Origin of the sequence: Planotetraspora silvatica, from assembly GCF_016863315.1 — a bacterium.
Lineage (GTDB): Bacteria > Actinomycetota > Actinomycetes > Streptosporangiales > Streptosporangiaceae > Planotetraspora > Planotetraspora silvatica.
In genome coordinates, this window is the sequence record NZ_BOOQ01000026.1 from 111,382 (window position 1) to 123,189 (window position 11,808).

The window sequence follows — 11,808 nt, forward strand, 5'->3', positions numbered from 1 at the left end:
GAGGGTTGATAAGAAAGGTAATTTACTATCAGGTGGAATGACTAGGGGTTGGGGAAGATCACGTTCGCGGAGGCCGCATGGTGCAGGGCGATCCATTGATGATCAACTGGCCCGCCTTCCGCGGCGGGTATGTCAACCTTGGGAACGTGGTGAGTATGAGCGGCGGGACCGCCAACACGACCAGCCTGCTCAGGGTGATGAACGAGCGGGCGGTGTTCGGCGAGATCTTCCGGCTCGGCAAGGTCTCCCGGCCCGAGCTCGCTCAGGCCACCGGGTTGTCCAAGCCGACGATCTCCGTGGCGCTCGCCGATCTGGAGCGTGCCAAGCTGGTCCGCCCTGTCGGCCTGCGCACCGGCAACGCGGGCCGTGCCGCGCTGCTCTACGAGATCCGCCCACAGGCGGGCTCGGTGCTGGCGGTCGACATCGGCAGGGCGTACGTCCGGCTCGCAATCGCCGACCTGGTCGGCGACATCGTCGCGCGCAAGGACGAGCCGTCGCGCGCGGAGAGCTACGACGAGGTGCTCTCCCAGCTCTCGGGGATCGTGGACCAGCTCACCGCCGAGGCCGGCATGACCCGCGCGGACATCACGCTCAGCGTGTTCGGCACCCCCGGCATCCATGACAAGGAGACGGGCATCCTGCGGCTCGCCCCCAATCTCCCCGGCTGGGAGCAGCCGGGCGCGGTCGAGCGGCTCGCCGACGTGACCGAGTCGCCGTACGTCGTGGAGAACGACGTCGACCTCGCCGCGGTGGGGGAGGGCGCCTACGGCCTCGGCCAGGGCGTGTCCCACTTCGTCTACGTCTCCATCGGCACGGGGATCGGCATGGGCGTCGTCATCGACGGCAAGCTCTACCGCGGCTCCCAGGGGGCGGCGGGGGAGATCTCCTACCTGCCCGTCGGCGAGGGGGACCCGCTGGTCAACCCGGGGCGCGGCATGTTCGAGTCCGTCGCGTCGGCCGACGGGGTCGTCGCCGCGGCGGGACGGCTCGGCATGGTCGCGGCCACCGCCAAGGAGGTCTTCGACGCGGCCAGGGCGGGCGACGAGACCGCCGTGAAGGTCGTCGCCGCCGAGGCCGATCACGTGGCGCACGCGCTCGCGGGCGTCACCGCCGTCCTCGACCCCGAGTTGGTCGTGCTGGGCGGGGGGATCGGCGCCCAGGCGGGTGACCTGCTGATCGAGCCCGTCGCCGGGCGGCTGGAGTCGCTCGTCGCCCTCAGGCCGCCGCGGATCGAGAGCTCCACCCTCGGGTCGGACGCGGTGCTCCTCGGCGCTCTGGCCTTCGGGCTCACCACCGCGCGCGACCTCGTCTTCGAGCGTGCGGTGGCCATGACGCCGCTCGGATAGTGAGACCGTTTGTTCGAGCTCCGAGACGAGCCGGTAAGGTACACGCATGGAGTCGAGCAGCATCCGCCTGGCGGTGATCCCCGGTGACGGGATCGGCACCGAGGTCGTCGCCGAAGGCCTCAAGGTCCTTCACGCAGCGGGCGTCAAGACGGAGACGGTCGAGTACGACCTGGGAGCCAGGCGTTACCACGCGAGCGGGGAGACCCTCCCCGACGGTGTCCTCGAGGAGCTTCGCGGCTTCGACGCGATCCTGCTCGGCGCGGTGGGCGACCCGAGCGTCCCGCCGGGCGTCCTGGAGCGCGACCTGCTGCTGCGGCTGCGCTTCGAGCTCGACCACTACGTGAACCTGCGCCCGGTCAAGCTCTTCCCGGGGGTGGAGACCCCCCTCGGCGGCGTCCGTCCCGAGGACATCGACATGATCGTCGTCCGCGAGGGCACCGAGGGCCTGTACGCCGGAGCCGGTGGCGTCCTGCGCCGCGGCACGCCGCAGGAGATCGCCACGCAGGAGTCCCTGAACACGGCCTTCGGCGTCGAGCGTGTCGTCCGTTACGCCTTCGACAAGGCGCAGGCACGGCCGCGCCGCAAGCTCACCCTGGTCCACAAGACCAACGTGCTGACCTTCGCCGGCGACCTGTGGGCCCGTACGGTCGACCGGGTCAGCGTCGAGTATCCCGAGGTCACGACCGACTACTGCCACGTCGACGCGGCGTCGATGTTCTTCGTGAACCAGCCGCAGCGGTTCGACGTGATCGTCACCGACAACCTGTTCGGCGACATCCTCACCGACATCGGCGCGGCCGTCGCGGGCGGCATCGGGCTCGCGGCCAGCGGCAACGTCAACCCGTCCAGGACCACGCCGTCCATGTTCGAGCCGGTCCACGGCAGCGCGCCCGACATCGCGGGCCAGGGCAAGGCCGACCCCACGGCGACGATCCTGTCGGTCGCCATGCTCCTCGATCACGTGGGCCTCGCCGCCGCGGCGGCCCGGGTGGAGCAGGCGGTGGCCGACGACCTGGCCGGGCGTCAGGTGGCCGGATCGGACAGGCTGACCCGCGAGATCGGCGACGACATCGCCGCACGAGTAGCCGGCTGAAGCCGGGCCGCTCACCCCCTTCACAGCGCATGGCGGCCCGGTTAGGGCCACCATGCGCTTTTTCATACCCATCGGATGCCCTAGGTTTTCGTTAGCCGCTTCGTCGCACAATGAAGATGACGACGTAGAGAGAAGGATCCTCGCCATGACCACCCAGCTCAGCTTCGACGTGCAGCTCAACCAGCAGGCCCGCACCGTGGCCGAGCGCGAGCAGGTACTGGCGAGCCCCGGCTTCGGGCAGACGTTCACCGATCACATGGTCTCCATCGACTGGACCGAAGGACGCGGCTGGCACGACGCCAGGCTCGAGCCGTACGGGCCGCTGGTCCTCGACCCCGCCACCTCGGTGTTCCACTACGCCCAGGAGCTTTTCGAGGGTCTCAAGGCCTACCGGCAGTCCAACGGGTCGATCGTCACGTTCCGCCCGTACGCCAACGCCGCCCGCTTCAACCAGTCCGCCCTTCGCATGGCGATGCCGGAACTGTCCGAGGACACCTTCGTCGAGTCGCTCGAACTGCTCGTCCAGACCGACCGCGACTGGGTGCCGACCACCGAGGGACACAGCCTCTACCTGCGCCCCTTCATGATCGCCACGCAGGCCGGGCTCGGGGTGAACCACCCGTCGCGGAACTACCGGTACATGGTGATCGCCTCACCGGCGGCGTCGTACTTCTCCGGGGGCGTGCGGCCGGTGTCGGTCTGGTTGTCGACCGAATACACCCGGGCGGCCCCCGGCGGCACCGGGTTCGCCAAGTGCGGCGGCAACTACGCGGCGGCCTTCGTCGCCCAGCGCCAGGCCGTCGAGGAGGGCTGCGACCAGGTGGTCTGGCTCGACGCCTTCGAGCACCGCTGGGTCGAGGAGATGGGCGGGATGAACCTGTTCTTCGTCTTCGGCGACCGACTCGTGACCCCGGCCCTGACCGGCACCCTGCTCCCGGGCATCACCCGCGACTCGATCCTGAGCATGGCGGGCGAGCTCGGCGTCAAGGCCGAGGAGGGCAAGATCTCCATCGAGGAGTGGCAGTCGGCCTGCGAATCGGGGGAGCTCACCGAGGTCTTCGCGTGCGGGACGGCCGCCGTCGTCACGCCCGTGGGCAAGGTCAAGGGATCGGACCGAGGCTGGACCATCGGCGACGGCACCCCGGGCCCGGTCACCCTCAAGATCCGCGAAGAGCTCATGGGCATCCAGTTCGGCACGCGCCCCGACACCCACAACTGGGTCCACAAGATCTGCTGACCCCACAACCCTTGTGGTGATCATGCACAGGTTCGTGGCGAGGGCGGCTGAGCTGCCACAACCCATGTGATGATCATGCACGGGTTCGGGAAAAGCCACCGCGACCTGCGCCTTGACGATGTGTGATCATGCACGAATTCGGTGGAAGGCCGCCGACCAGGCCTTCCACCGTTCGTGATCATGCACCCGCGGGGGTCAGCTCTTGCGGACCAGGGTGAGCCCATCGGCGATCGGCAGCAGCACGCTCGTGACTCGCGAATCACCCGCCACGAGGTCGTTGAACGCACGCATCCCCGGGACGTTGCCTCCGTTGGAGGCGTCGGTGATCTTCCCGTGCTGCAGCGTGTTGTCCACGGCGATCAACCCGCCCGGCGCGAGCCGTACCAGGACCTCCTCGTAGTAAACGGGGTAGCCGGCCTTGTCCGCGTCGATGAACGCGAAGTCGATCCACTCCTCGCGAGGCAGTGCCCGCAACGTCTCGGCCGCCGGGCCGAGACGAAGCTCGATCTTGTCGGCCACGCCCGCCTTGTCCCAGTAGCGGCGCGCGATCGACGTCCATTCGTCGCTCACGTCGCAGGCCAGAAGGCGCCCGTCGGACGGCAGGCCACGGGCGATGCAGATCGAGGAGTAGCCGGTGAAGGTCCCCACCTCGACGGCCTGCCGTGCTCCGGTGAGCTGGACGAGCATGGTGAGCAAAGTGCCCTGCTCGGGGGCGATCTGCATGCCGGCGTTGCCGCCGGTGACCCGCAGAGTCTCCTCCGCCAGGCCGAGCAGCAGATCGTCGGGCGGGCTGGTGTGCGAGGCGGCGTACTCGGCCACGGCGACGTCGATGAAATTGGCAGCCTTCATGACGACCACCCTAGACAACGCCGATCGCGAGGAGCATGGCGATTCGGACATGCTTCGCGCCGCGTCCACACCGCTCCGGCGGCGGTCCGAGGGCCACCGCCGCAGCAGGCAGCCGTCTCGTCATTCGAGATCGATGTGCCAGATGCTGAAGTCGTATGGCAGACTGCTAGGCACTATGCGCTTCGGTCTGCTCATTATCAGCAGGCGCGCCGGCTAAAGGACAACGCCGGCGCGCAGACCTCTCACGTCCGTGGGGGGTCTTTTTGTTTGGCCGGAAAACCCGGGAAGCGCGCGCGGCGACATGAACACCCGCGAAGGAGACAGAGCAATGGCCGATGACGGCTTCCATGTGTATGACACGACGCTCCGTGACGGCGCCCAGCAGGAGGGGCTCAATCTCACGGTGGCCGACAAGCTGGCGGTCGCGCGGCACCTGGACGGCCTCGGCATCGGCTTCATCGAAGGCGGCTGGCCCGGCGCCAACCCCAAGGACACCGAATTCTTCCGGCGGGCCCGAACAGAGCTCGACCTGAAGCACGCGCAGCTCGCCGCGTTCGGCGCGACCCGCCGGGCCGGAGTGAAGGCCGCCGACGATCCATTGGTGGCCGCATTGCGCGAGTCCGGCGCGCCGATCGTGACCCTTGTCGCCAAGAGCCATGACCGGCACGTGAAGCTGGCCCTCCGGACGACACTTGAGGAGAACCTCGCGATGATCCGCGACACGGTCTCCCATCTGCGCGCGGAGGGCCAGCGCGTCTTCCTCGACGCCGAGCACTTCTTCGACGGCTACAAGTCGAACCCGGCGTACGCGCTGGAGGTCCTCCGTACCGCGGCGGAGGCCGGGGCGTCGGTGATCGCGCTCTGCGACACCAACGGCGGCATGCTGCCCGACGAACTCGCGGGCGTCGTCCATGAGGCGGTGGGCACGGGCGCCCGGATCGGCATCCACTGCCACGACGACACCGGCTGCGCGGTGGCCAACACCCTCGCCGCGGTCGCGGCCGGCGCGACCCACGTTCAGGGCTGTGCCAACGGGTACGGCGAGCGCGCCGGGAACGCCAACCTGTTCACGGTGGTCGCCAACCTGCAGCTCAAGAAGGGCTTCGACCTCGTCCCCGCGCAGTCGCTCGGCGACATGACGCGCATCGCCCACGCGATCACCGAGGTGACCAACGTCACGCCCAACTCGCACCAGCCGTACGTCGGGACCTCGGCGTTCGCGCACAAGGCAGGGCTGCACGCGTCGGCGATCAAGGTCGATCCCAACCTCTACCAGCACATCGACCCCGCGGAGGTCGGCAACGACATGCGGATGCTGGTGTCCGACATGGCCGGCCGGGCGTCGGTCGAGCTCAAGGGCCGCGAGCTGGGCTACCAGCTCAGCGGCGACCAGTCCCGCCAGCTCGTCGACCGGGTCAAGGAGCTGGAGTCCCGCGGGCACACGTTCGAGGCGGCGGACGCGTCGTTCGAGCTCCTGCTGCGCGACACGGTCTCAGGCGAGCGGAAGCGGCACTTCTCGGTCGAGTCGTGGCGGGTGATCGTCGAACGGCGTCCCGCCGGGGACATCGTGAGCGAGGCCACCGTCAAGCTGCACGCCAAGGGTGAGCGGATCGTCGCCACGGGTGAGGGCAACGGCCCCGTCAACGCGCTCGACAAGGCCGTACGGCTGGCCCTCGAGCAGCTCTACCCGGAGCTCGCGGCGGTGCAGCTGGTCGACTTCAAGGTGCGCATCCTGGAGGGCACGCTCGGCACGGACGCGGTCACCCGCGTACTGATCACGTCAAGCGACGCCACCGGCGAGTGGGCGACCGTGGGCGTCGACGAGAACATCATCGAGGCCTCGTGGCATGCGCTGGAGCAGGCCGTGACGTACGGCCTGCTGCGCGCGGGACACACCGCCTGATCGTTCAGGCCCGGCCCGCGGAGAGTCGGGGGCGCGGGCCGTGGGGAGTCGGGGGCGCGGGCCGTGGGGAGTCGGGGGCGCGGGCGCGGAGGCTCCGGGGCGCGGCCGCGAAGATCAGGACTCGCGGGGCGCGGCGCTCTGGACCACCTCGAAGGACCACAACTCCGACCCTGAGGCGGCCGGGCCCTGTCCGTGGCCATGCCCCTGGGCCTGCCCGTGACCGTGGCCCTGCGCGCCGGCCTCCGCCGCCGCCCGGGCGTGGCCCGCCTGGAACGCCTGGCTCTGCTGCCAGCGCTGGAAGTCCTCCTCGCTCCGCCAGCGGGTGTAGACGAGGTAGCGGTCCGTGCCCTCGACGGGGCGCAGGAGCTCGAACCACTCGAACCCGTCGGAGGACTCGACCATCCCGGCACGGTTGGCGAACCGCTTCTCCAGTTGCTCGCGCATCTCCCCGGGCACCGTCAGCACATTGATCTTCACGACCGAAGGCACATGGACTCCCGTACGACTCGATGCTCGTCTGACCGGTGACCCCTCGGGCACCAAGGACCACCATACGGCGACCGTACGGCCCTGCCTGGCGGGCGGCTCGCCGCGAAGCGAAAGTCGAGTGTGACCACTCGTCGATCGGCACTAGGCTCGTGACGTGCGTATCGCGAGGTTCTCCACGGGCGACGGGGTCGCTTTCGGAGTGGTGGAAGAGGGCGAGCAGGTCATCGCCAAGATCGACGGTCATCCCTTCGGCGGGATCCAGCTCACGGGTGAGCGGTATCCGCTGGCGGAGGTCCGGGTGGTCGCCCCGATGTTGCCGAGCAAGGTCATCGCGATCGGCCGCAACTACGCCGACCACGCCAAGGAGATGGGCAACGAGGCCCCGGCCGAGCCGATCGTGTTCCTCAAGCCCAACACGTCGGTGATCGGGTCGGGCGAGGCCATCGCGTACCCGGAGAAGCTGTCCGAGAGGGTCGACTTCGAGGGCGAACTCGCCGTGGTCATCGGGCGGCTGTGCCGTGAGGTGCCGGTCGAGCGCGCGTTCGACGTGATCTTCGGTTACACCTGCGCCAACGACGTGACCGCCCGCGACCTCCAGTCCAAGGACGGCCAGTGGACACGGGCCAAGGGCTTCGACACGTTCTGCCCGCTGGGCCCGTGGATCGAGACCTCGCTCGACCCGAGTGACCTCGCGCTCACCACCACCGTCAACGGCGAGCTTCGGCAGAGCGCGCGCACATCGCTGCTGCTGCACGACATCCCCACGCTCATCGCGCACGTCAGCGCCTTCATGACCCTGCTGCCGGGGGACGTCATCCTGACGGGCACTCCCGCCGGGGTCGGCCCGCTGTCCGTCGGCGACGAGGTCAGCATCGGCATCGAAGGAATCGGAACTCTCACGAACCGGGTGGTCTCACGTGACTAGGGTGCGCTTCGCCCCCTCACCGACCGGCATGTTCCACGTCGGCGGGGCACGTTCCGCGCTGTTCAACTGGGCGCTGGCCGAGCAGTCCGGCGGCACCTTCGTCCTGCGCATCGAGGACACCGACGCGGCGCGCAACCGGCCGGAGTGGACGGAGGGCATCATCTCGGCCCTCGCCTGGATCGGCATCAACGGAGACTCGCCTCACTTCGAGGGCCCCTACTTCCAGTCGGCCTACGAGCAGCAGCACCGCGAGGCCGCGGCGAAGCTGCTGAAGGACGGTCGCGCCTACCACTGCACCTGCACGCGCGACGAGGTCAAGGCCAGGACGGGTTCCGAGCACCAGGGCTACGACGGCTTCTGCCGGGACCGGGGTCTGGCCGAGGGCGCGGTGCGGTTCCGCACGCCCGACGACGGCATCACCGTCGTGGAGGACAAGGTCCGCGGCCGGGTCGAGTTTCCGAACTCGGCGATGGAGGACTTCGTGATCGTCCGCGGCGACGGCTCGCCGCTGTTCGTCCTCGCCAACGTGGTCGACGACATGGAGATGCGGATCGACAGTGTCGTCCGGGCCGAGGAGCACCTGTCGAACACGCCCAAGCAGCAGCTTCTCTGGGAGGCGCTCGGCGCCGAGCCGCCCCAGTGGGCGCACGTGCCCGTGATCGTCAACGAGAAGCGGCAGAAGTTGTCCAAGCGGCGCGACAAGGTCGCCCTGGAGTCCTATCGGGACGAGGGCTACCTCGCGGAGGCGATGGTCAACTACCTGATGTTGCTCGGCTGGTCGCCCGGTGACGACCGCGAGATCCTGCCCTGGTCGGAGATGATGCCGCTGTTCCGGCTGGAGGACGTCAACCAGTCGCCGGCGTTCTTCGACGAGAAGAAGCTGCGGGCCTTCAACGGCGAGTACATCCGGGCGCTGCCGCTCGACATCTTCGTCGCCCGCTGCGAGCCGTGGCTGGACCCGTCCTGGGACCGGGGCGTGTTCGGCAGGGTGGCGGAGCTGGCCCAGACCCGGATCGCGGTGCTCTCGGAGATCACGGCCAACGTCGACTTCCTCTTCCTGGAGGAGCCCGTCTTCGACCAGGCGTCCTGGGACAAGGCGATGAAGCCGGGGGCGGCGGAGATCGTCTCCAGCTATGCCGAGCGACTGGAGACGGTCAGCTGGGACGCGGAGTCGCTCAAGGTCGCTCTGGAGGAGGTCGGCGCCGAGCGGGGGCTCAAGCTGGGCAAGGCCCAGGCCCCGGTGCGAGTCTCGATCACGGGCAGGACGGTCGGCCTGCCGCTGTTCGAGTCCATCGAGGTTCTCGGCCGAGCCCGCTCCCTCGACCGCCTCCGGACCACCCTGACCAAACTCACCTGACCCGTTCCTTGGGCGTGATCATGCACAGGTTCGTGAATGTAAGCCTTGAGCTGGCCGAACACCGCGCGTGATCATGCACCGGTTCGGTGCTTGCGGGCATGACCTGCGCAGATCTCAGTCGTGATCATGCACAGGTTCTTATATATGCAACCTGACCAGCCCGGACGCATTTCGTGATCACGCATGGGATGTGCCAGACGGCTCTCGCGCCGGCGTGTGGCCGGTCCCACCACCGGCCCGCGCCCGTCGGCGTCGTCGCCATCCCCCTGTAAGACCTGAGACCGTCCGCGTCAGATCTCCGACGGGTCGTTCCATCCTTCGTACGGCTTCATGCCGAGGAGGTGCTCTGCTGACTCGAAGAGGATCGACCGCGCGATGGAAAGGGCGTCGTCGATGTCGTACTGGCCGGTCCAGACACGCTCGGCCAGAACGCGGGCGAGCTGCTTCCGGACGATCATCGCTTTGCCGTAGACCCAGTCGATGCAGTACGCGTCGGAGAAGAACGCGCACTGACTCGTCGTGGGAAGCATGTCGAGCCGTTCGCTCATGAGCTGCCGGATCGAGTCGGGGTAGAAGTTGTGCCACCAGTAACCCGCGATCGAGAGGTTGGGCAGCTCCCGGGCGAGGCTGGCGAGCCCGTGGTTGGCGTGGCGGGTGGCGTTGTTCACCTGGAAACGCAGGCCGGGATGCCGGTCGATCATGAGGGCGAGCTGGCCGAGGGTGTCCTGGCGCAGCCGTGCCCCTGTCTCGAACGGAAGAGGCTCCGCGCCGAAGCTGAACTGGAAGGCGACGTCAGGGCGTTCCGCCTCAAGCCGCGTGAGCAGGAGTTCGTTGAGGTAGGAGGCGTAGATGCCCCGCTCCGCGGGGCCGGCCGTGTCACGCCTCGCGAGCGCGGCCTCGAACTCGGCGGCCGTCGGCGCCGTGTAGTCGATGTCGGTGGACAGGTGTGTCGCCATGGCGATGAGGTATCCGGGGATGAGCCGTACGAAATGCGCGGTCGCCTCGTCGGCGTCCGCCGCCGAGCGGATGCGTTTCGGCAGATCGGGGCGGACACCGCCGCCGATCTCCATCGGGCCTCCTGCCGCGTCCATCGCCCAGCATCGCTCGAGTTCGTAGAGGGGCGTGTCGAACTCGCCCCACTGCGCCCGGGTGACCATCCCCCACTCGAGTGAGTACAGGAGCCGCGAGTCGTCGGCTCCCTCGCCACGGCGTGTGTACTCCGCGTTCGTGCGGGCGATCCTCAGACGGTCGAGGATCGAGTACGCCCAGTCGGCGGACGCCGACCGCTCCCGGATGATCGCGTCGAGGCGACGCCAGTTTCCGGGCTCGATCGGCTCGGTCCAGTCGTAGAGGTCGCGCAGGATCATCCGCAGGCCCCACGCGTTGCTCGTGTTGCGGGCGCGGTGCAGATAGGGGAGCGCGCGTTCGATGCGCGACTCCGCCTCCGCGTCGTCAGGGGCGTCCGGGTACGGGGTGAGGCGCGCCCCGTCCGGGGCGCCCGCGGCGTAGAGGTCGCTGATGACCATGTGGTAAAGCAGCACGTCGTGGAGGCCTCGCGCCGCGAGCGAGCCGCTCGTGAGGTGCGTGTGCACGTCGTACATCGGGACCTCGGCGAGTCCGTCTTCGAGCTGCCGGGTCAGTTCGTCCTGGTTCATGGTCGTGCTCCTCGGGAGGTTCTACAGAGGCAGCGGAGCCGTCGCGAGGAGTTCGTCGACTTCCTCGCGATTCGGCAGTCGTTCCGGTCCGCCGCGACGGGTCGAAAGGACGGCGGCCGCGGCGGAGGCGAAGCGGAGGGAGTCGAGCGGTGCGACGCCGCGCGCGATCGCCGAGGCGTACGCGCCGTGGAACACGTCGCCGCAGCCGGTCGTGTCGATCGCCTCGACCGGGAAGGCGGGCATGTGCCGCGCAGGGTCGCCGCCGGCCGAGTGGAAGAGGCCGTTGGCGCCGTCCGTGACGGCCGCCAGCGTCCGCTCGGGGCCGCCCAGCCCTTCGGCGGCGTCCGACGGGCTGGAGGTGCCGGTGACGGCCATCGCGAACGCGGCCGGGAGGATGAGATGGTCCACGAGGTCGAGCAGCTCGCGTGAACGGGGGTGCTGGATGGTCTCGCAGTCGGCGACGATCGGGATGCCGCGGTTCCTCGCGAACTCCGCGGCGACGATCGCGCCCGGCACCCCGTGACCGTCGAGGAGAAGCACGGCGCACTCCCCGACCCGGGAGAGGTCGGGGGTGTCGTCCGGGCCCGCCGGGCTCGAGTCGTCGAAGAAGATCGTGCGCTCTCCCGACGGCGCGACGGCGATCGTGGAAAGCACAGGGTGCACGTCTTCACGCCGTGGCGCGAACGAGGTCGTGACACCGAGCTCCGCCAGCTCCTCGTCGACGAACGCCCACTCGTCGTGTGAGCCCAGGAGCCCCTCGAACGAACATGTCGAGCCGAGTCGGGCCGCCGCCTGGAGGGCCAGGGCGGTCAGGCCGCCGATCTGCCGCCGCCGGCCGATCACGCGTGCCTTTTCACCGGCGACGGCCGGGCTCTCTGTGTAGAGGAAGTCGTCGACGGCGACACACCCCAACCCGACGATGTCGATCATTCGCAGCGATCCTCCTAGCCCGCA

10 protein-coding genes are annotated in these 11,808 nt (G+C 69.0%); 6 read left to right on the forward strand and 4 right to left on the reverse strand.

Translation table 11 applies throughout. The annotated features are described in order from the left end of the window. The first annotated feature begins 407 nt into the window (after positions 1–407). From Psi02_RS19745 to Psi02_RS19755, 3 genes are all read left to right on the forward strand, one after another. Entirely contained in the window at positions 408–1,346 is a 939-nt protein-coding gene (locus Psi02_RS19745) for an ROK family protein (protein ID WP_373317637.1), read from the forward strand. Between the two features lie 46 nt (positions 1,347–1,392). Beyond that, complete coding sequence (locus tag Psi02_RS19750; RefSeq protein ID WP_203976212.1) at positions 1,393–2,439, forward strand: 3-isopropylmalate dehydrogenase; 1,047 nt, start codon at positions 1,393–1,395, stop codon at positions 2,437–2,439. 145 nt (positions 2,440–2,584) lie between these two features. Then, positions 2,585–3,676 carry a branched-chain amino acid aminotransferase gene (locus tag Psi02_RS19755; RefSeq protein WP_203976214.1) on the forward strand — a complete coding sequence of 364 codons (1,092 nt, stop codon included), beginning with the start codon at positions 2,585–2,587 and terminating at the stop codon, positions 3,674–3,676. Between the two features lie 195 nt (positions 3,677–3,871). Here Psi02_RS19755 and Psi02_RS19760 read toward each other — a convergent pair whose 3' ends face one another. Then, positions 3,872–4,525, reverse strand: a complete 654-nt coding sequence (locus tag Psi02_RS19760; protein ID WP_203976216.1) for an O-methyltransferase — start codon at positions 4,523–4,525, stop codon at positions 3,872–3,874. 328 nt (positions 4,526–4,853) lie between these two features. Here Psi02_RS19760 and cimA point away from each other — a divergent pair, with 328 nt between their 5' ends. Further along, positions 4,854–6,428: a citramalate synthase gene (gene cimA / locus Psi02_RS19765; RefSeq protein ID WP_203976218.1), complete on the forward strand. Its 1,575-nt coding sequence runs from the start codon at positions 4,854–4,856 to the stop codon at positions 6,426–6,428. Positions 6,429–6,542: 114 nt separating this feature from the next. On the opposite strand, the gene Psi02_RS19770 is transcribed toward cimA, so the two are convergent. Then, the gene (locus tag Psi02_RS19770; RefSeq protein WP_203976219.1) at positions 6,543–6,917 is read right to left on the reverse strand and encodes an antibiotic biosynthesis monooxygenase family protein; all 375 of its coding nucleotides are present in this window, start codon (positions 6,915–6,917) and stop codon (positions 6,543–6,545) included. A gap of 154 nt (positions 6,918–7,071) precedes the next feature. On the opposite strand from Psi02_RS19770, the gene Psi02_RS19775 reads away from it, so the two are divergent. After that, complete coding sequence (locus tag Psi02_RS19775; RefSeq protein WP_203976221.1) at positions 7,072–7,842, forward strand: fumarylacetoacetate hydrolase family protein; 771 nt, start codon at positions 7,072–7,074, stop codon at positions 7,840–7,842. Then, positions 7,835–9,199 carry a glutamate--tRNA ligase gene (gene gltX, locus Psi02_RS19780; protein ID WP_275415219.1) on the forward strand — a complete coding sequence of 455 codons (1,365 nt, stop codon included), beginning with the start codon at positions 7,835–7,837 and terminating at the stop codon, positions 9,197–9,199. Before Psi02_RS19775 ends, gltX begins: the two co-directional genes overlap by 8 nt. 290 nt (positions 9,200–9,489) lie before the next feature. On the opposite strand, the gene Psi02_RS19785 is transcribed toward gltX, so the two are convergent. Continuing rightward, positions 9,490–10,854, reverse strand: coding sequence for a hypothetical protein (locus tag Psi02_RS19785; protein WP_203976223.1), 1,365 nt, complete (start codon positions 10,852–10,854; stop codon positions 9,490–9,492). Between the two features lie 21 nt (positions 10,855–10,875). After that, complete coding sequence (locus Psi02_RS19790; protein ID WP_203976225.1) at positions 10,876–11,784, reverse strand: PfkB family carbohydrate kinase; 909 nt, start codon at positions 11,782–11,784, stop codon at positions 10,876–10,878. Between the last annotated feature and the right edge of the window lie 24 nt (positions 11,785–11,808).

What these genes read in the sequence shown, in the direction of transcription:
- Psi02_RS19750 (WP_203976212.1), top strand. Translation starts at nt 1,393, where the DNA reads ATGGAGTCGAGCAGCATCCGCCTGGCGGTGATCCCCGGTGACGGGATC.
- Psi02_RS19755 (WP_203976214.1), top strand. Translation starts at nt 2,585, where the DNA reads ATGACCACCCAGCTCAGCTTCGACGTGCAGCTCAACCAGCAGGCCCGC.
- Psi02_RS19760 (WP_203976216.1), bottom strand. Translation starts at nt 4,525, where the DNA reads ATGAAGGCTGCCAATTTCATCGACGTCGCCGTGGCCGAGTACGCCGCC.
- cimA (WP_203976218.1), top strand. Translation starts at nt 4,854, where the DNA reads ATGGCCGATGACGGCTTCCATGTGTATGACACGACGCTCCGTGACGGC.
- Psi02_RS19785 (WP_203976223.1), bottom strand. Translation starts at nt 10,854, where the DNA reads ATGAACCAGGACGAACTGACCCGGCAGCTCGAAGACGGACTCGCCGAG.
- Psi02_RS19790 (WP_203976225.1), bottom strand. Translation starts at nt 11,784, where the DNA reads ATGATCGACATCGTCGGGTTGGGGTGTGTCGCCGTCGACGACTTCCTC.